General features: G+C 63.3%; 15 protein-coding genes. All 15 read right to left on the bottom strand.

Annotation, left to right across the window (positions count from 1 at the left end; genetic code table 11):
* Nucleotides 1-7 precede the first annotated feature (7 nt).
* Nucleotides 8-307: a 50S ribosomal protein L23 gene (gene rplW, locus CKW06_RS04240; protein ID WP_004145338.1), complete on the bottom strand. Its 300-nt coding sequence runs from the start codon at nucleotides 305-307 to the stop codon at nucleotides 8-10.
* Entirely contained in the window at nucleotides 304-909 is a 606-nt protein-coding gene (rplD, locus tag CKW06_RS04235; protein WP_004145337.1) for a 50S ribosomal protein L4, read from the bottom strand. The genes rplW and rplD overlap by 4 nt, the downstream gene beginning before the upstream one ends.
* Nucleotides 910-921: 12 nt before the next feature.
* The gene (gene rplC, locus CKW06_RS04230) at nucleotides 922-1,572 is read right to left on the bottom strand and encodes a 50S ribosomal protein L3 (protein WP_004145336.1); all 651 of its coding nucleotides are present in this window, start codon (nucleotides 1,570-1,572) and stop codon (nucleotides 922-924) included.
* Nucleotides 1,573-1,583: 11 nt separating this feature from the next.
* A complete protein-coding gene (gene rpsJ / locus CKW06_RS04225) occupies nucleotides 1,584-1,895 on the bottom strand; it encodes a 30S ribosomal protein S10 (protein WP_005408208.1) in 312 nt (103 codons plus the stop codon).
* 332 nt (nucleotides 1,896-2,227) lie between these two features.
* Nucleotides 2,228-3,418 carry an elongation factor Tu gene (tuf, locus tag CKW06_RS04220; RefSeq protein ID WP_004154360.1) on the bottom strand — a complete coding sequence of 397 codons (1,191 nt, stop codon included), beginning with the start codon at nucleotides 3,416-3,418 and terminating at the stop codon, nucleotides 2,228-2,230.
* Nucleotides 3,419-3,470: 52 nt separating this feature from the next.
* On the bottom strand, nucleotides 3,471-5,612 hold the full coding sequence (gene fusA, locus CKW06_RS04215) for an elongation factor G (RefSeq protein ID WP_005408207.1): 2,142 nt from the start codon (nucleotides 5,610-5,612) through the stop codon (nucleotides 3,471-3,473).
* A gap of 141 nt (nucleotides 5,613-5,753) precedes the next feature.
* On the bottom strand, nucleotides 5,754-6,227 hold the full coding sequence (gene rpsG, locus CKW06_RS04210) for a 30S ribosomal protein S7 (protein WP_004145321.1): 474 nt from the start codon (nucleotides 6,225-6,227) through the stop codon (nucleotides 5,754-5,756).
* 12 nt (nucleotides 6,228-6,239) lie between these two features.
* Nucleotides 6,240-6,614 (bottom strand): 30S ribosomal protein S12, encoded by a 375-nt coding sequence (gene rpsL, locus CKW06_RS04205; protein ID WP_004145320.1) that lies wholly within the window; start codon nucleotides 6,612-6,614, stop codon nucleotides 6,240-6,242.
* Nucleotides 6,615-6,938: 324 nt separating this feature from the next.
* Nucleotides 6,939-11,159, bottom strand: a complete 4,221-nt coding sequence (gene rpoC / locus CKW06_RS04200) for a DNA-directed RNA polymerase subunit beta' (protein WP_005412340.1) — start codon at nucleotides 11,157-11,159, stop codon at nucleotides 6,939-6,941.
* 89 nt (nucleotides 11,160-11,248) lie between these two features.
* A complete protein-coding gene (gene rpoB / locus CKW06_RS04195; protein ID WP_005408205.1) occupies nucleotides 11,249-15,403 on the bottom strand; it encodes a DNA-directed RNA polymerase subunit beta in 4,155 nt (1,384 codons plus the stop codon).
* A gap of 363 nt (nucleotides 15,404-15,766) precedes the next feature.
* Nucleotides 15,767-16,135 (bottom strand): 50S ribosomal protein L7/L12, encoded by a 369-nt coding sequence (rplL, locus tag CKW06_RS04190; protein WP_005408204.1) that lies wholly within the window; start codon nucleotides 16,133-16,135, stop codon nucleotides 15,767-15,769.
* 63 nt (nucleotides 16,136-16,198) lie between these two features.
* A complete protein-coding gene (gene rplJ / locus CKW06_RS04185; RefSeq protein WP_005408203.1) occupies nucleotides 16,199-16,735 on the bottom strand; it encodes a 50S ribosomal protein L10 in 537 nt (178 codons plus the stop codon).
* 383 nt (nucleotides 16,736-17,118) lie between these two features.
* Nucleotides 17,119-17,817, bottom strand: coding sequence for a 50S ribosomal protein L1 (rplA, locus tag CKW06_RS04175; protein ID WP_004154350.1), 699 nt, complete (start codon nucleotides 17,815-17,817; stop codon nucleotides 17,119-17,121).
* A 4-nt stretch (nucleotides 17,818-17,821) separates the two neighbouring features.
* Nucleotides 17,822-18,250: a 50S ribosomal protein L11 gene (rplK, locus tag CKW06_RS04170; protein ID WP_004145248.1), complete on the bottom strand. Its 429-nt coding sequence runs from the start codon at nucleotides 18,248-18,250 to the stop codon at nucleotides 17,822-17,824.
* 286 nt (nucleotides 18,251-18,536) lie between these two features.
* Entirely contained in the window at nucleotides 18,537-19,097 is a 561-nt protein-coding gene (nusG, locus tag CKW06_RS04165) for a transcription termination/antitermination protein NusG (protein WP_004154362.1), read from the bottom strand.
* Nucleotides 19,098-19,105: the final 8 nt, after the last annotated feature.

The raw sequence follows: 19,105 nt of genomic DNA, 5'->3' as shown, positions 1-19,105 counted from the left end.
ATGTACCTCAGGCCTTGGCCGTTACATCGATCGACTGGCCATCGGCCAGGCGAACGTACGCCTTGCGCCAATCGCCGCGGCGGCCAGCACGGTTACGGAAGGACTTGTTCTTGCCCTTGACGTTGACCACGTTGACGGCTTCGACCTTGACGTCGAACAGCTGCTCAACCGCGGCCTTTACATCGGCCTTGGTGGCTTCGTTCGAAACTTCGAAGACATACTGGTTGGAGAGTTCCTGCAGGCGCGCGGTCTTTTCGGAGACACGCGGGGCACGCAGCACGCTGAAGATTTTTTCGTTGCTGTTCATGCCAGCCACTCCTCGACCTTCTTGACCGCGTCAGCGGTGATGACGACCGTGTCGGCACCCACCAGCGAGACCGGATCCAGACCCTGGACGTCACGCACCTGCACGTACGGCAGATTGCGGGCGGACAGGTACAGGTGCTCGGACGCTTCTTCGGTGACGATCAGCGGGCGCTTGCCCACTTCCAGGCCGGCCAGCTTGGCGATCAGACCCTTCGTGTTGGTCACTTCGACGTCGAAGGACTCCACGATGGTCAGACGGCCCTGACGGTTCAGCTCGGACAGGATCGCGCACATGGCGGCACGGTACTGCTTACGATTGACCTTCTGCTCGAAGCTGCGCGGCTTGGCCGCGAAGGTGACACCGCCGCCGACGAAGATCGGAGCCGTCAGTGCGCCATGACGCGCGCCGCCGCCCTTCTGCTTCTTCGACTTCTTGGTGGTACCAGCCACTTCGGAGCGAGTCTTCTGTGCCTTGGTGCCGGCGCGACCGGCGTTGCGGTAGGCAACGACGACCTGGTGGACCAGATCTTCGCTGAAATCGCGACCGAACACGGCGTCGGAGACCGAGACCTTGTTGTTGCTACCCGTGATAACGAGTTCCATCGTCATCTCTCCTTATGCCTTGCTCGCCGGACGGACGATCACGTCGCCACCCGCCGCGCCCGGAACGGCGCCGCGAACGGCGATCAGACCGCGCTCGACGTCGACCTTGACCACTTCCAGGTTCTGGGTGCTCTGCTGCACCGCGCCCATGTGGCCCGACATCTTCTTGCCCGGGAAAACGCGACCCGGGGTCTGGCGCTGACCCAGCGAACCCGGCGCGCGATGCGACAGCGAGTTACCGTGGGTTGCATCGCCCATACGGAAGTTGTGGCGCTTGATGGTGCCCTGGAAGCCCTTACCCTTGGTGACACCCTGGACGTCGACGATCTGGCCGACTTCGAAGATGTCCGCCTTGACTTCGCCGCCAACGGCGAAATCGCCGAGCTGCGCGTCTTCAACGCGGAATTCCCACAGGCCACGACCCGCTTCCACCTTCGCCTTGGCGAAGTGGCCGGCTTCCGGCTTGTTGACCAGGGCAGCGCGACGCGCGCCGACGGTCACCTGCACGGCGCTGTAGCCGTCGGTTTCGACGGTCTTGATCTGCGCGATGCGGTTCGGGGTTGCTTCGATCAGGGTCACCGGGATGGAGCGGCCATCTTCAGTGAACACGCGGCTCATGCCAGCCTTGCGGCCCACGAAGCCCAACGAATACTTCTTCGTCATGGTCGTAGTCCTCAGGTCAGCTTGATCTGAACGTCGACGCCGGCAGCCAGTTCGAGCTTCATCAGCGCGTCCACGGTCTTGTCATTCGGGTCAACGATATCGAGCACGCGCTTGTGCGTGCGGGTCTCGTACTGGTCACGCGCGTCCTTGTCGACGTGCGGGGAAACGAGAACGGTGTAACGCTCGATCTTGGTCGGCAGCGGGATCGGGCCACGCACTTGCGCGCCGGTCCGCTTTGCCGTTTCAACGATCTCGCTGGCCGAACGGTCGATCAGACGATGATCGAACGCTTTCAGCCGGATCCGGATCTTTTGGTCCGCCATGGCGGTAGGTTCCTTCGTTAAAAGAGCGACAGACAAAGCCTCTGGGTTGCTTTGCCCCATGAAATTCCTGAATACGGACGGCCCGCACTCCTGCAGGCCGCCAAGGTCAATCCATAGACCTCAAAAACGTAGGCAGACCAGTTTCCCGGCCTGCCCAGACGTAGAAGCATAATGGCACGCAAGGCAGCTGTCAACAGTCGCCTGTTGACGCCGCCTGAATGGCATTGACCCTTCCTGGTCCGGGGAACACAAGGCACATCCTGTGCCTGCTTTCCCATTTGATACGCCCCGATGCCCTACCCAGGCAACATCGGGGCGCAGATACTACCAGATTACTCGATGATCTTCGAGACCACGCCGGCGCCGACGGTACGGCCGCCTTCGCGGATGGCGAAGCGCAGGCCTTCGTCCATTGCCACCGGGTTGATCAGGGTGACGACCATCTTGACGTTGTCACCCGGCATCACCATTTCGACGCCTTCCGGCAGAGCAGCTGCGCCGGTGATGTCGGTGGTGCGGAAGTAGAACTGCGGACGGTAGCCGTTGAAGAACGGGGTGTGACGGCCGCCCTCGTCCTTCGACAGGACGTAGACTTCGCCTTCGAACTTGGTGTGCGGCTTGATCGAACCCGGCTTGGCCAGGACCTGGCCACGCTCGACGTCGTCACGCTTGGTGCCGCGCAGCAGCAGGCCAGCGTTGTCGCCTGCCTGACCCTGGTCCAGCAGCTTGCGGAACATTTCAACGCCGGTCACGGTGGTCTTCTGCACCGGACGGATGCCGACGATTTCGATTTCGTCGCCAACCTTGATCACGCCGCGCTCGATACGACCGGTCACCACGGTGCCGCGGCCCGAGATCGAGAACACGTCTTCCACCGGCATCAGGAACGGCTTGTCGATCGCGCGCTCCGGCTCCGGAATCCAGCTGTCCAGGGCGTCGACCAGCTTCAGGATGGCCGGCACGCCGATGTCGCTCTGGTCGCCTTCCAGCGCCAGACGGGCCGAACCAGCGATGATCGGGGTGTCGTCGCCCGGGAAGTCGTACTTGCTCAGCAGCTCGCGCACTTCCATCTCGACCAGCTCGAGCAGCTCGGCATCGTCCACCATGTCGGCCTTGTTCAGGAACACGACGATGTACGGCACGCCGACCTGACGCGACAGCAGGATGTGCTCGCGGGTCTGCGGCATCGGGCCGTCAGCGGCCGAGCACACCAGGATCGCGCCGTCCATCTGGGCGGCACCGGTGATCATGTTCTTGACGTAGTCAGCATGGCCCGGGCAATCGACGTGGGCGTAGTGACGGACCGGGGATTCGTATTCGACGTGCGCGGTCGAGATCGTGATGCCACGCGCCTTTTCTTCCGGAGCGGCGTCGATCGAGGAGTAATCCTTGAACTCGCCACCGAAGCGCTCGGCACCGATCTTGGTCAGTGCGGCGGTCAGCGTGGTCTTGCCGTGATCGACGTGACCGATGGTGCCGACGTTGACGTGCGGCTTGGTGCGCTCGAACTTACCCTTTGCCATTGTTCTATACCTTGATTGTTCGTAAGTGGTTTCAAGAGAGGCTGAGCGAGGCTCAGCCCTTCTTCATGACGGCTTCGGCGATGTTGGTCGGAGCCGGCTCGTAGTGATCGAATTCCATGGTGAAGGTGGCGCGGCCCTGGGTCTGCGAACGCAGCGCAGTGGCGTAGCCGAACATTTCACCCAGCGGGATCATCGCGTTGATGATGCTGGCCGAACCGTCACCGGTGGTGTCGGAACCCTGCAGCACGCCGCGACGACGGCTGACGTCGCCCATCACGTCACCCTGGTAATCCTCCGGGGTCACGATCTCGACCTTCATGATCGGCTCCAGCAGCACCGGCTTGGCCTTGGCGAAGCCCTGCTTGAAGGCCATCGACGAAGCCAGCTTGAACGCCATTTCCGAGGAGTCGACGTCGTGGTACGAACCGAACACCAGCTTCACCTTGACGTCCACGACCGGGAAGCCAGCCAGCGGACCGCTGGTGATGGTTTCGCGCAGGCCCTTTTCAACCGACGGAATGAATTCCTTCGGGATCACGCCGCCGGTGATGTCGTTGATGAACAGGAAGTCGTCCTTGATGGCCGGAGCCAGCTTCGGATCGGCACGGTCGGCAGCGGTGATCGGCGACAGTTCGATCACGACGTGACCGTACTGACCCTTACCACCGGACTGCTTGGCGTGCTTGTAGTCCGACTTGACGTCGGCCAGGGTGATGGTTTCGCGGTAGGCCACCTGCGGCGCGCCGACGTTGGCTTCAACGTTGAACTCGCGCTTCAGGCGGTCGACGATGATGTCCAGGTGCAGCTCGCCCATGCCCGAGATGATGGTCTGGCCGGATTCTTCGTCGGTCTTGACGCGGAACGACGGATCTTCCTGCGCCAGACGGCCCAGGGCCAGACCCATCTTTTCCTGGTCCGACTTGGTCTTCGGCTCGACGGCCATCGAGATCACCGGCTCCGGGAACGTCATGCGCTCCAGGATGATCGGGGCGTCCACGGCGCACAGGGTGTCACCGGTGGTGGTGTCCTTCAGGCCCACGGCAGCGGCGATGTCACCGGCCAGAACTTCCTTGATTTCCTCGCGGTTGTTCGAGTGCATCTGCAGGATGCGGCCGATGCGCTCCTTCTTGCCCTTCACCGAGTTCAGCACGGTGTCGCCACCGTTCAGGGTGCCCGAGTAGACACGGAAGAAGGTCAGCGCGCCGACGAACGGGTCGGTGATGATCTTGAAGGCCAGCGACGAGAACGGAGCCTTGTCGTCGGACTTGCGGGTCATTTCGACGGTGTCGTCGTCAACGTCCACGCCCTTCACGTCCGGCACGTCGACCGGCGACGGCAGCAGCTGGATCACGCCGTCCAGCATGGCCTGCACGCCCTTGTTCTTGAAGGCCGAGCCGCAGTACATCGGCACGATCTCGGTCGCCAGGGTACGGGTACGCAGGGCGTTGATGATTTCGGCCTCGGCCAGCTCTTCGCCGCCCAGGTACTTTTCCATCAGCTCTTCGCTGGCTTCGGCAGCGGTCTCGACCATGAACTGGCGAGCCTCTTCAGCCGGACCCTGCAGTTCGGCCGGGATTTCACCGTATTCGAACTTCATGCCCTGCGAAGCCTCATCCCAATGGATGGCCTTCATCTTCAGCAGGTCGACAACGCCCTTGAAGTTGTCTTCAGCGCCGATCGGCAGCTGCATCGGCACGGCAACCGCGCCCAGCTTGGCCTTCAGCTGGCCGACGACCTTCTGGAAGTTGGCACCGGTACGGTCCATCTTGTTGACGAACGCGATGCGCGGCACGTGGTACTTGTTGGCCTGGCGCCACACGGTTTCCGACTGCGGCTGCACGCCACCGACGGCGCACAGGACGAAGACGGCACCGTCGAGCACGCGCAGCGAGCGCTCCACTTCGATGGTGAAGTCGACGTGCCCGGGGGTATCGATGATGTTGAAGCGGTGCTCCGGCAGGGACTTGTCCATGCCCTTCCAGAACGCGGTGGTGGCAGCGGACTGGATCGTGATGCCACGCTCCTGCTCCTGCTCCATCCAGTCCATGGTGGCGGCGCCGTCATGCACTTCACCGATCTTGTGGCTCTTGCCGGTGTAGAACAGGATGCGCTCGGACGTGGTGGTCTTGCCGGCATCGATGTGAGCCATGATGCCGAAGTTACGGTAACGCTCGATGGGAGTGGAACGGGCCACGGGAGCCTCTCAGATTTCTTGGATTTCGGATGGCCGAACGCCGCCTTTCGGCGGCCTTCGGATTGGCGCAGCCCTTCTGGGACCGCGAGGCAGCACGCACCGAAGTGGTGCTGCCCTGCCTGTTTTACAAGGCCGTCAAACTCACCAGCGGTAGTGGGCGAATGCCTTGTTGGCTTCGGCCATGCGGTGGGTTTCTTCGCGCTTCTTGATGGCGCCGCCACGGTTTTCCGAGGCGTCGATCAGTTCAGCAGCCAGCTTCTTCGGCATGGTGTTCTCGCCACGCTTGCGCGCGGAGTCGATCAGCCAGCGCATGGCCAGGGCCATCTTGCGCGACGAACGCACTTCGACCGGCACCTGGTAGGTGGCACCACCGACGCGGCGCGACTTGACTTCGACCGCCGGAGCGACGTTGTCCAGAGCCTTCTGCACCAGTTCAATGGCGTTGGCGCTGCTGTTCTTCTCGGTGATCACGTCCATGGCGCCGTACACGATCTTTTCGGCGACGGACTTCTTGCCGCTCTGCATGACCATGTTGATGAAGCGGGCGATGGTTTCGCTTCCGTGCTTCGGATCGGGCAGGACGGAACGCTGCGGAGTATTACCCTTACGCGACATAGTGCTCTCTCCTTATGCCTTCGGACGCTTGGCGCCGTACTTGGAACGGGCCTGGCGACGCTTGGCAACGCCGGCGGCGTCGAGCGAGCCACGAACGGTGTGGTAACGCACACCCGGCAGGTCCTTGACGCGACCGCCGCGGATCAGGACCACGGAGTGCTCCTGCAGGTTGTGGCCTTCACCACCGATGTAGGAAATCACTTCTTCCTGGTTGGTCAGGCGGACCTTGGCAACCTTGCGCAGAGCCGAGTTCGGCTTCTTCGGGGTGGTGGTGTAGACACGGGTGCAGACGCCACGGCGCTGCGGGCACTTGTCGAGCGCCGGCGAGGCACTCTTGTAGGTGGTCGCTTGCCGCGGCTTGCGGACCAGCTGGTTGATCGTCGCCATCAGTAGGTTCTTCTGATTGGTGGCCGGAAAATCCGGCCAGAGATGCGGAAATGTTAAAGCAGGCCAAAATTCTGGCCTGCTGAGACAGACGATTGTAGCAACCTGCCAGGAAAGCAGTCAAACGCCTCCTGTCAAGCCCGTTCCTGATCCCGGAACGTTACTGGGGGGCCTCCATGTACCCCGTTCAGGTTGGCGGGGTGAACCGCAAGCGGTCCACCCTGCCCTGCACCGGTAGAGTCGACTGTCAGTCGACTCTCGATAGCAGTCGACTGACAGTCGACTCTACCCGCCCGGGTGGTCCGGCCCTGAGGCCGGACCCGTGTTTCAGTCTTCCGAGGCCTGTTCAGCTTCGGCTTCAACCACCGGTGCCTCGACCGCGGCCGGGGTGCCGGCAAGGGTCTGCATTTCCGACTCGGTGAGGCCGGAAGCGCCGCGACGGCGGTTGCTGTGGTACGCCAGGCCGGTACCGGCCGGAATCAGGCGACCCACGATGACGTTTTCCTTCAGGCCACGCAGGTTGTCCGAGGTGCCGCGGACGGCCGCTTCGGTCAGCACGCGGGTGGTTTCCTGGAACGACGCGGCCGAGATGAACGATTCGGTCGCCAGCGAGGCCTTGGTGATACCCAGCAGGACCGGATCGAAGTGCGCCGGCAGCTCATTGCGGGCTGCAAGGCGGGCATTCTCCTCGATAACGCGCTGGCGCTCCACCTGTTCGCCGTTCAGGAACTTGCTGCTGCCCTGGTCGGTGATCTCGACCTTGCGCAGCATCTGGCGGGTGATCACCTCGATGTGCTTGTCGTTGATCTTCACGCCCTGCAGGCGGTACACGTCCTGGATTTCCTTCACCAGGTAGGCGGCCAGCGGTTCGACACCCAGCAGGCGCAGGATGTCCTGCGGGCTCGGCTCGCCGTCCACGATGGTTTCACCCTTGGTGACATGCTCGCCTTCGAACACGATGACCTGGCGGTACTTCGGGATCAGCTCTTCGTGCTCCGAACCATCGGTGTCCTTGATGATCAGGCGCTGCTTGCCCTTGGTGTCCTTGCCGAAGCTGATGATGCCCGAACGCTCGGCCAGCACCGCCGGATCCTTCGGCTTGCGCGCTTCGAACAGATCGGCCACGCGCGGCAGACCACCGGTGATGTCGCGGGTCTTCGACGCTTCCTGCGGGATCTTGGCGACCACGTCACCCACGCCGACGGCAGCGCCGTCCTGCAGGTTGACGATCGAGCGCGGCGGCAGCAGGTACTGCGCCGGCAGGTCGGTGCCCGGAATCGACAGGTCGTTGCCCTTGGCGTCGACGATGCGCACGATCGGGCGCAGGTCCTTGGCCTGGGTACCACGACGCTTCGGATCGGTGATTTCGCGCGACGCCAGGCCGGTCAGCTCGTCGGTCTTCTCGATGACGGTGATGCCGTCGACGAAGTCGATGAAGCGGATGAAGCCGGCCACTTCCGACACGATCGGGTGGTTATGCGGATCCCAGTTGGCCACGGTCTGGCCAGCCTTGATCGCATCACCGTCCTTGGACGTGATGGTCGCACCGTACGGCAGCTTGTAACGCTCACGCTCACGGCCGTGGGCATCGAGCACCGAGATTTCGCCCGAGCGCGACACTGCCACCAGCGAGCCGTTGGCATGCTCGACCGACTTGAGGTTGCTGAACTTGACCGAGCCGGTGGTCTTGACGGTGATGTTGTCGACCGCAGCAGCTCGCGACGCCGCACCACCGATGTGGAACGTACGCATGGTCAGCTGGGTACCCGGCTCACCGATGGACTGGGCGGCGATGACGCCGACCGCTTCACCGATGTTGACCAGGTGCCCACGGGCCAGGTCGCGGCCGTAGCAGCGCGAGCAGACGCCGAAGGCCGATTCGCAGGAGATGGTCGAGCGGACCTTGATGGTCTGCACGCCGGCATCTTCCAGCTTGGCAACCCAGGCTTCGTCCAGCAGGGTATTGCGGGTGACGATCGGGTCTTCGTCGTTGCCCGGCAGGAACACGTCCTCGGCAACCACGCGACCCAGCACGCGGTCCTTCAGCGGCTCGACCACGTCGCCGCCTTCCACGATCGGGGTCATGATCAGGCCTTCGGTGGTACCGCAATCCACCTCGGTGATCACCACGTCCTGTGCCACGTCGACCAGACGACGGGTCAGGTAACCCGAGTTCGCGGTCTTCAGCGCGGTATCGGCCAGACCCTTACGGGCACCGTGGGTGGAGTTGAAGTACTCCTGCACGTTCAGGCCTTCGCGGAAGTTCGCCTTGATGGGCGTCTCGATGATCGAGCCGTCCGGGCGGGCCATCAGGCCACGCATGCCGGCCAGCTGACGGATCTGCGCCTGCGAACCACGCGCACCGGAGTCGGCCATGATGTACAGCGAGTTCATCGACTTCTGGTCGATGGTCTCACCCTTGGCATTGACCACCTTCTCGGTACCGATGGTGTCCATCATCGCCTTGGCGATGCGCTCGTTGGTGCGCGACCAGATGTCGACCACCTTGTTGTAGCGCTCGCCGGCGGTGACGAGGCCCGACTGGTACTGCTCCTGGATTTCCAGCACTTCGGCTTCGGCCTCGGTGAGGATGCCCTTCTTCTCGTCCGGGATCAGCATGTCGTCGATGCCGATCGAGACGCCGGCGCGGGTCGCGTACGCGAAGCCGGTGTACATCAGCTTGTCGGCGAACACGACCGTGTCCTTCAGGCCCAGCTGACGGTAGCTGGAGTTGATCAGGCGGCTGATGTTCTTCTTGGTCAGCTCGGTGTTGGCCAGCGCGAACGGCAGGCCTTCCGGCAGGATTTCAGCCAGCAGGGCGCGACCGATCGTGGTGTCCACGATCGAGGTCTTGTTCTGCTTGTTGCCGTCTTCGTCGGTCACCACCTCGGTGATGCGGACCTTGACGCGCGCGTGCAGTTCCACCACGCGGTTGTCGTAGGCACGCTTCACTTCGGCGATGTTGGCGAAGGCCATGCCCTCGCCCTTCTTGTTTTCCAGCGAGCGGGTCATGTAGTACAGACCCAGCACGACGTCCTGCGACGGCACGATGATCGGCTCGCCGTTGGCCGGCGACAGGATGTTGTTGGTCGACATCATCAGCGCACGCGCTTCCAGCTGGGCTTCCAGCGAGAGCGGCACGTGGACGGCCATCTGGTCACCGTCGAAGTCGGCGTTGAACGCGGTGCAGACCAGCGGGTGCAGCTGGATGGCCTTGCCTTCGATCAGCACCGGCTCGAACGCCTGGATGCCCAGACGGTGCAGGGTCGGCGCACGGTTCAGCATCACCGGATGCTCGCGGATGACCTCTTCCAGGATGTCCCAGACTTCGGCTTCTTCGCGCTCGACCAGCTTCTTGGCGGCCTTGATGGTGGTGGCCAGGCCACGACGCTGCAGCTTGGCGAAGACGAACGGCTTGAACAGCTCGAGCGCCATCTTCTTCGGCAGGCCGCACTGGTGCAGGCGCAGGTACGGACCGACCACGATGACCGAACGGCCCGAGTAGTCGACGCGCTTGCCGAGCAGGTTCTGGCGGAAGCGACCCTGCTTGCCCTTGATCATGTCGGCCAGCGACTTCAGCGGGCGCTTGTTGGTGCCGGTGATGGCACGGCCACGACGGCCGTTGTCCAGCAGCGCATCGACCGACTCCTGCAGCATGCGCTTTTCATTGCGCACGATGATGTCCGGCGCGCTCAGTTCGAGCAGGCGGCGCAGGCGGTTGTTGCGGTTGATGACGCGGCGGTACAGGTCGTTCAGGTCGGAGGTCGCGAAGCGGCCGCCATCCAGCGGGACCAGCGGACGCAGGTCCGGCGGCAGCACCGGCAGCACGGTCATGACCATCCATTCCGGACGGTTGCCCGATTCCAGGAAGGCTTCGATCAGCTTGATGCGCTTGGTGAGGCGCTTGAGCTTGGTTTCCGAACCGGTAGCGGCGATTTCCTCGCGCAGGCGGGTCATTTCCGACTGCAGGTCGATCGTGCGCAGCAGTTCGTACACGGCCTCGGCGCCCATGGCGGCGTCGAAGTCGTCACCGTGCTCCTGGCGGGCCTGCAGGTACTGTTCCTCGGTCAGCAGCTGGCGGCGCTCCAGGGCGGTCAGGCCCGGCTCGGTCACCACGTAGGCTTCGAAGTACAGCACGCGCTCGATGTCGCGCAGGGTCATGTCCAGCATCAGGCCGATGCGCGACGGCAGCGACTTGAGGAACCAGATGTGCGCGACCGGCGAGGCCAGGTCGATGTGGCCCATGCGCTCGCGGCGCACCTTGGCCAGGGTCACTTCGGTACCGCACTTTTCGCAGACCACGCCGCGGTGCTTCATGCGCTTGTACTTGCCGCACAGGCACTCGTAGTCCTTCACCGGGCCGAAGATGGCGGCGCAGAACAAGCCGTCGCGTTCCGGCTTGAAGGTACGGTAGTTGATGGTTTCCGGCTTCTTCACTTCGCCGAAGGACCACGAACGGATCAGGTCCGGCGAAGCCAGCGCGATCTTGATCGCGTCGAAGTCCAGCGTCTGGCGCTGCTGGTTGAAGAGGTTGAGCAGGTCTTTCATGGTGTTCTCCAGAAGGAGGAATGCTGTGTCGATGGGCTTTCAGTTCACTGCCAGCGGCGCGGCGGCGTTGACCGCCGCGCCGGCATGGATCAGTTGTCTTCCAGTTCCATGTTGATGGCCAGCGAGCGGATTTCCTTCACGAGCACGTTGAAGGATTCCGGCATGCCCGCGACCATCTCGTGCTCACCGTCGACGATGTTCTTGTACATCTGGTTGCGGCCCTGCACGTCATCGGACTTCACCGTCAGCATTTCCTGCAGGGTGTAGGCCGCGCCGTAGGCTTCCAGCGCCCAGACTTCCATTTCACCGAAGCGCTGGCCGCCGAACTGCGCCTTGCCGCCCAGCGGCTGCTGGGTGACGAGCGAGTACGGACCGGTCGAACGGGCGTGCATCTTGTCGTCGACCAGGTGGTTCAGCTTCAGGTAGTGCATGTAACCCACGGTGGTGTGGCGATCGAACGCTTCACCGGTGCGGCCGTCGTACAGCTGGGTCTGGCCACTGCTCGGCAGGTCGGCCAGTTCCAGCATGCGCTTGATTTCCGCTTCGGTGGCACCGTCGAACACCGGGGTGGCCATCGGCACGCCGTCGGTGAGGTTACGGGCCAGGCGCAGCAGTTCCTCGTCGCTGAACTGCGACAGGTCGACACGGTTGGCCACGTTGGTGTCGTCGTGGTTGTAGATGTCGTCCAGGAACTTGCGCAGGTCGGCAACCGCCGCCTGGGCCTCCATCATCGCCTGGATCTTGCGGCCCAGGCCCTTGGCCGCCCAGCCCAGGTGCACTTCCAGGATCTGGCCGATGTTCATACGCGACGGCACGCCCAGCGGGTTCAGCACGATGTCCACGGTTTCGCCCGAGGCCATGTACGGCATGTCCTCGACCGGCACCACGTTGGAGACCACACCCTTGTTGCCGTGGCGGCCTGCCATCTTGTCGCCCGGCTGGATGCGGCGCTTCACGGCCAGGAACACCTTGACCATCTTCAGCACGCCCGGGGCGAGGTCGTCACCGGCGGTGATCTTGCCGCGCTTGTCGGCGAAGCGACGCTCGAATTCCTTCTCGTGCGCCTGGATCTGCTTCTGCGCGCGCTCGATGGCTTCCGAAGCGTCCTCGTCCTTCATGCGCAGGGCGAACCAGTCAGCCTTCTTCAGGCCGTCCAGGAAGGCGTCGGTGATCACGTCACCCTTCTTCAGGCCAGCGCCACCGTTGACCACCTTGCCCACGATCTGCGAACGCAGACGCATGTAGATGGCGGCTTCCAGGATGCGGAACTGGTCGTCGAAGTCCTTCTTGACGCGCTTGATTTCAGACTCTTCGATCTGGCGGGCGCGCTTGTCCTTCTCGATGCCGTCGCGGGTGAAGACCTGCACGTCGATGACGGTGCCGTCCATGCCCGGCGGAACGCGCAGCGAGCTGTCCTTAACGTCCGAAGCCTTCTCGCCGAAGATCGCGCGCAGCAGCTTCTCTTCCGGGGTCAGCTGGCTTTCGCCCTTCGGGGTGACCTTGCCGACCATGATGTCGCCGGCGCGGACTTCCGCACCGATGTACACCACGCCGCTCTCGTCCAGGCGGTTCAGCGCCTGCTCGGAGACGTTCGGGATGTCGGCGGAGATTTCCTCCGGCCCCAGCTTGGTGTCACGCGCGACGCAGGTCAGCTCTTCGATGTGGATCGTGGTGTAACGATCCTCTTCCACCACGCGCTCGGAGAGCAGGATGGAGTCTTCGAAGTTGTAGCCGTTCCACGGCATGAACGCGATCAGCATGTTCTGGCCCAGGGCCAGTTCGCCGATGTCGGTGGACGGACCGTCGGCCAGCACGTCGCCGCGGGCGATGACGTCACCCACCTGGACCAGCGGACGCTGGTTGATGCAGGTGTTCTGGTTCGAACGGGTGTACTTGACCAGGTTGTAGATGTCCACGCCTGCATCGGTAGCGCCAACGATCTCTTCCTCGTTGACCTTGACCACGATGCGGGCCGCGTCGATCTGCACGATCTCGCCACCACGGCGGGCGTTCACGGTCACACCGGAGTCACGCGCCACGGCGCGCTCGATGCCGGTACCGACCAGCGGCTTCTGCGCACGCAGGGTCGGCACCGCCTGACGCTGCATGTTGGCGCCCATCAGTGCGCGGTTCGCGTCATCGTGCTCCAGGAACGGAACCAGCGCGGCCGCGATCGACACGGTCTGCATCGGCGAGACGTCCATGAAGTGGACTTCCGCCGGCGGCTTCAGCAGCGATTCGCCCTGGAAGCGGCACGGAACGAACTGCTCGGTCAGGGTGCCCTTGGCGTCGGTCAGCGCGTTGGCCTGCGCAATGACGTACTCGTTTTCTTCGATCGCCGACAGGAACTCGACTTCGTCATAGACCTTGCCGTCCACGACCTTGCGGTACGGAGTCTCGAGGAAACCGTACTGGTTGGTGCGGGCGTACACGGCCAGCGAGTTGATCAGGCCGATGTTCGGGCCTTCCGGGGTTTCGATGGTGCAGACGCGGCCGTAATGGGTCGGGTGCACGTCGCGCACTTCGAAGCCGGCGCGCTCACGGGTCAGGCCGCCCGGGCCCAGGGCCGAGACGCGACGCTTGTGGGTCACTTCCGACAGCGGGTTGTTCTGGTCCATGAACTGCGACAGCTGCGAGGAGCCGAAGAACTCCTTGATGGCAGCGGCAACCGGCTTGGCGTTGATCAGCTCCTGCGGGGTCAGGCCTTCGGACTCGGCCATCGACAGGCGCTCCTTGACCGCGCGCTCGACGCGGACCAGGCCCACGCGGAACACGTTCTCGGCCATTTCGCCGACCGAACGCACGCGACGGTTGCCCAGGTGGTCGATATCGTCGACCACGCCGCGACCGTTGCGGATCTCGGTCAGGACCTTGATCACGTCCAGGATGTCGGAGCTGTCGCCGTGGGCGGCGACCAGGCGCTTGGACTCTTCGTCGTTGCGCTCACCGAAGTACTTGCTGTCGTACAGCACGGCTTCGCCGGTGGTTTCCTTGCGGCCCACGCGACGGTTGAACTTCATGCGGCCGACCGCGGACAGGTCGTAGCGCTCGAAGGTGAAGAACAGGTTGTGGAACAGGTTCTGCGCAGCGTCCTTGGTCGGCGGCTCGCCCGGACGCATCATGCGGTAGATCTCGACCAGGGCTTCCAGCTGGGTCTTGGTCGGGTCGATGCGCAGGGTGTTGGACAGGTACGGGCCACGATCCAGATCGTTCACCCACAGGGTGCCCACGGCATCCACACCGGCCTTGCGGAAGGCCTGCAGCTGCTCGTCGGTGATCTCGTCATTGGCCTGGGCCAGCAGTTCGCCGGTCGAGGCGTCAACCACGTCGTGCGACAGGATGCGGCCGACGATGTAGTCGTCCGGGACGGCCAGGGCGGCGATGCCCGAGGCTTCCAGCTGCTTGATGTGGCGCGCGGTGATGCGCTTACCGGCTTCCACGATGACCTTGTCGCCGTCGGCGAGGTCGAAGCCCAGGGTTTCGCCACGCAGGCGCTCCGGCACCAGCTCCAGCTGGACGCCTTCATCCGGGTTGATGTGGAAGGTGTTGATCTCGAAGAACTCGGCCAGCATCTCTTCGTTGCTGTAGCCGAGCGCGCGCAGCAGGATCGACACCGGCAGCTTGCGGCGACGGTCGATACGGGTGAACAGCGCGTCCTTCGGGTCGAACTCGAAGTCCAGCCAGGAGCCGCGGTAAGGAATGATGCGGGCGCTGTACAGCAGCTTGCCCGAGCTGTGGGTCTTGCCACGGTCGTGGTCGAAGAACACGCCCGGCGAGCGGTGCAGCTGCGAGACGATGACGCGCTCGGTGCCGTTGACGATGAAGGTGCCGTTCTCGGTCATCAGCGGGATTTCGCCCAGATAGACCTCCTGCTCCTTCACGTACTTGATGGCCTTGGTCGACGACTCACGGTCGTAGATCACCAGGCGCACGGTCACGCGCAGCGGGGCGCCGTAGCTCATGCCACGCTGGCGGCACTCGCGCTCGTCGAAGACCGGTTCGCCCAGCTTGTAGCCGACGTATTCCAGGGCAGCGTTGCCGCTGTAGCTGGCGATCGGGAAGACCGACTTCAGCGCAGCGTGCAGGCCGTGGTCCGTGCGCTTGGCCGGATCGACGTTTTCCTGCAGGAATTCACGATAGGAATCCACCTGGATGGCGAGCAGGAACGGCACTTCGAGAATCGAGCGCTGCTTGCCGAAATCCTTGCGGATACGCTTTTTTTCGGTGAACGAATAGGACGTCATGAGGTCTTCCACCTTGTTGTGCGGATCGTGCGCCCACGATCCGAAGGGAACTTGAAATTGTCAGTTGGAAGTCGCTGGTATTGCCGGCACCAGCACGCCTTCTCCCGCTACTTCCAACTGCCAACTCGTCTGCTACCACGCCCCTGCTGCCGCGCACTGCGCTGGCCGGCGGGGTTTGACTGCAGCCCGTGTTGGGCTTTTTGCTGCATTTGAAACGGTAGAGTCGACTGTTAGTCGACTTCCTTCACAGCAGTCGACCAACAGTCGACCCTACCGACACCGCAACAACGACCAAAGGCCGGGGGCTTACGCCCCCAGCCTTGGCTGCATCGCCGTGAATCGGTGACGATGCAAGGTAACTGCTTACTTGACTTCGACAGTCGCGCCAGCAGCTTCCAGGTCCTTCTTCATCTTCTCGGCGTCTTCCTTCGAAGCGCCTTCCTTCAGGACGCCACCGGCTTCGGCCAGGTCCTTCGCTTCCTTCAGGCCCAGGCCGGTGATGGCGCGGACGGCCTTGATGACTTCGACCTTCTTGTCGCCGGCCGACTTCAGGGTGACGGTGAACTCGGTCTGCTCTTCAACAGCAGCGGCCGGGCCAGCGGCAGCAGCCACGGCAACCGGAGCAGCGGCGGAGACGCCGAACTTCTCTTCGATGGCCTTGACCAGCTCCATCACTTCCATCAGGGACTTCTCGGCGATGGCGTCGACGATCTGTTCGTTGGTAAGGGACATGATTAATACCTTTGGATGATTTTCTGGGTTGAGGTTCCGTCAGGAACCACGGTAAGTCGAAACTCAGGCGGTCTCGGCGGCCGGTTCGGCAGCGTCGGCGGCGACGTCGCCACCACCCTGCTTCTCGCCAACGGCCTTGATGGCGCGGGCAAACATCGTGACCGGCTCGGTCAGGACGCGGGCCAGCATGGCCAGGGCCTGGTCGCGGGTCGGCAGCGAGGCCAGCACGTCGACGTGGCTTGCCGGGAACACTTCGCCACCGATGGCGACGACCTTAGCCTTCAGCTTGTCGTTGCCCTTGGCGGCTTCCTTGATCAGGCGACCGGCAGCGCCGGGCTCCTCGAGCGAGAACGCGTACAGCAGCGGACCAACCATCTGGTCCTGGGCGACTGCGAACTCGGTGCCTTCAACGGCGCGCGAAGCCAGGGTGTTCTTGACAACCTTCAAGAAAACACCGGTTTCACGAGCCTGCTTGCGCATCGCGGTCATCTGGGCGACCGTGGTGCCAGCGTATTCGGCTGCGATCAAGGAGTGGGCCTTGGCGGCGACGTCTGCCAGCTCGGCGACTACTTCTTGCTTCTGGGACAGATTGAGAGCCATTGCACTCCTCCTATTGAACTCCGCTTACGGCTCCTGCCGTGTGCGGTCCTGTGCGGCATCCGTCCTGGACGCCGGGAACATCGGGATGATGTTCCGGGGGTGGGCCGTTCCAGACCTGGAGGCAATCAGGGAAATCCCAGACGTGCGTGAACCAGAAAAACTCCAGAAGGGCACCATCTACGCAGGGTGATTCCGGGGAATCGATTAAGCGCTCATGACTGCTCCGGCGGCGACTCCTTGCCAGATCGAGCTTCCGTGCCCGTCGCCGGTATTGCCACGACCGCGCCTGCGGTCTTTGACGGCTACCGCGGGCGATGCACTGCCAACGATGCCTTCAAATGTCACGGTCACGGCACCGAAGGTACCGTGACCGCTTGAAACAATTACTTCAGGGTCAGCGACGACTGGTCGACGGTGACGCCCGGGCCCATCGTCGAGCTGACCGAAACCTTCTGCAGGTAGGTGCCCTTCGAGGTGGCCGGCTTGGCCTTGATCAGGTCCAGCAGCAGCGCGGTCAGGTTCGACTTCAGCGCGTCTTCGGCGAAGTCGGCCTTGCCGATGGTGCAGTGGATGATGCCGGCCTTGTCGGTGCGGTAACGGACCTGACCCGACTTGGCGTTCTTCACGGCTTCACCCGGGTTCGGGGAAACGGTGCCGACCTTCGGGTTCGGCATCAGGCCGCGCGGGCCCAGCACGGTGCCCAGCTTACCGACGACGCGCATGGCGTCCGGGGTCGCGATGACGACGTCGTAGTTCAGATCGCCGGCCTGCATCTTCTCGGCCAGATCATCCATACCGACGGCTTCGGCGCCAGCGGCCAGGGCTTCATCAGCCTTGGCACCGGCCGGAGCGAACACGGCGACGCGGACCGACTTGCCGGTACCGGCCGGCAGCACGGTGGAGCCACGGACCTGCTGGTCGGACTTCTTCGCATCGACGCCCAGGCGCACAGCGACGTCGATCGACTCGACGAACTTGGCCTTGGTGGCGCTCTTCAGGATGTTGATCGCGTCCTCGAAGGCGTATGCCTTGCCCGGAACGACGGCGGCCTTGATGGCCTTCTCACGCTTGGTCTGTGCCATCTTATTAACCCTCCACCACGAGGCCCATGGAACGGGCAGAGCCAGCGATGGTACGCACGGCGGCGTCCAGATCGGCGGCAGTCAGATCCGGTTCCTTCGCCTTGGCGATCTCTTCCAGCTGCTTACGGGTGACCTTGCCGACCTTCTCGGTGTTCGGGCGCTTGGAGCCCGACGAGATGCCAGCGGCCTTCTTCAGCAGGGTGGTGGCCGGGGTGCTCTTGGTGATGAAGGTGAACGTACGGTCCGAGTAGGCCGTGATGATCACCGGAACCGGCAGACCCGGCTCGAGCTTCTGCGTGGCAGCGTTGAACGCCTTGCAGAATTCCATGATGTTCAGACCGCGCTGACCCAGCGCAGGACCGACCGGCGGCGAGGGGTTGGCCTGACCGGCCTTCACCTGCAGCTTGATGTAACCGACAACTTTCTTTGCCATGTGAGTACTCTCCGGGTGCTAGCGCCTTTCGACAACAGGCTCCCCATCGGACCGGGAATCACGCGTCCCGGCATCGCGTTTTGAAATCATGCTGAAGGCCACTTTGCGGCGGCCTCGTCCTGCTGGCTTCCCAGCGGGGAGCCGCGCACTATATCAGGTTTTTTCTTCACATGCCTGAAGCAGCATATAAACGGACGAAACCGGGCAAGGCCCGGTTCCTGGTTCCGTAGAGTCGAGCTTGCTCGACCGATCAGCAAAGTCGAGCAAGCTCGACTCTACAGCTGGATCAGACGGCCTTTTCGACCTGGCCGAACTCGAGCTCGACCGGAGTGGCACGACCGAAGATCAGCACCGAGACGCGCAGACGGCTCTTCTCGTAGTTGACCTCTTCGACGACGCCATTGAAATCGTTGAACGGGCCGTCGGTGACGCGGACCATCTGGCCCGGCTCGAACAGCACCTTCGGGCGCGGCTTCTCGACACCTTCCTGAACGCGGTTCAGGATGGCTTCGGCCTCGGAATCGGCAATCGGCAGCGGACGGTCGGCGGTGCCGCCGATGAAGCCCATCACGCGCGGGGTTTCCTTGACCAGGTGCCAGCTTTCGTTGTCGATGCGCGGAATACCGGCTTCTTCGTGGGTCTCGATCTGGACCAGCACGTAACCCGGGAAGAACTTGCGCTCGGAGCGGCGCTTCTGGCCAGCGCGCATCTCGACCACTTCTTCGGTCGGGACCAGGACATCGCCGAAGCGCTCTTCCATGCCGTCACGGACGATGCGATCGCGCAGAGCCTGCGCCACCGACTTCTCGAAGCCCGAATAGGCGTGAACGACGTACCAACGCTTCATGCAATTCT

Origin of the sequence: Stenotrophomonas maltophilia, from assembly GCF_900186865.1 — a bacterium.
Taxonomy (GTDB): Bacteria; Pseudomonadota; Gammaproteobacteria; order Xanthomonadales; family Xanthomonadaceae; genus Stenotrophomonas; species Stenotrophomonas maltophilia.
The sequence above is the reverse complement of the archived record's forward strand: the minus strand, read 5'-3'. Positions and strand labels throughout refer to the sequence as shown.

What these genes read in the sequence shown, in the direction of transcription:
- rplW (WP_004145338.1), bottom strand. Translation starts at nt 307, where the DNA reads ATGAACAGCAACGAAAAAATCTTCAGCGTGCTGCGTGCCCCGCGTGTC.
- rplD (WP_004145337.1), bottom strand. Translation starts at nt 909, where the DNA reads ATGGAACTCGTTATCACGGGTAGCAACAACAAGGTCTCGGTCTCCGAC.
- rplC (WP_004145336.1), bottom strand. Translation starts at nt 1,572, where the DNA reads ATGACGAAGAAGTATTCGTTGGGCTTCGTGGGCCGCAAGGCTGGCATG.
- rpsJ (WP_005408208.1), bottom strand. Translation starts at nt 1,895, where the DNA reads ATGGCGGACCAAAAGATCCGGATCCGGCTGAAAGCGTTCGATCATCGT.
- tuf (WP_004154360.1), bottom strand. Translation starts at nt 3,418, where the DNA reads ATGGCAAAGGGTAAGTTCGAGCGCACCAAGCCGCACGTCAACGTCGGC.
- rpsG (WP_004145321.1), bottom strand. Translation starts at nt 6,227, where the DNA reads ATGTCGCGTAAGGGTAATACTCCGCAGCGTTCCGTCCTGCCCGATCCG.
- rpsL (WP_004145320.1), bottom strand. Translation starts at nt 6,614, where the DNA reads ATGGCGACGATCAACCAGCTGGTCCGCAAGCCGCGGCAAGCGACCACC.
- rpoC (WP_005412340.1), bottom strand. Translation starts at nt 11,159, where the DNA reads ATGAAAGACCTGCTCAACCTCTTCAACCAGCAGCGCCAGACGCTGGAC.
- rpoB (WP_005408205.1), bottom strand. Translation starts at nt 15,403, where the DNA reads ATGACGTCCTATTCGTTCACCGAAAAAAAGCGTATCCGCAAGGATTTC.
- rplL (WP_005408204.1), bottom strand. Translation starts at nt 16,135, where the DNA reads ATGTCCCTTACCAACGAACAGATCGTCGACGCCATCGCCGAGAAGTCC.
- rplJ (WP_005408203.1), bottom strand. Translation starts at nt 16,735, where the DNA reads ATGGCTCTCAATCTGTCCCAGAAGCAAGAAGTAGTCGCCGAGCTGGCA.
- rplA (WP_004154350.1), bottom strand. Translation starts at nt 17,817, where the DNA reads ATGGCACAGACCAAGCGTGAGAAGGCCATCAAGGCCGCCGTCGTTCCG.
- rplK (WP_004145248.1), bottom strand. Translation starts at nt 18,250, where the DNA reads ATGGCAAAGAAAGTTGTCGGTTACATCAAGCTGCAGGTGAAGGCCGGT.
- nusG (WP_004154362.1), bottom strand. Translation starts at nt 19,097, where the DNA reads ATGAAGCGTTGGTACGTCGTTCACGCCTATTCGGGCTTCGAGAAGTCG.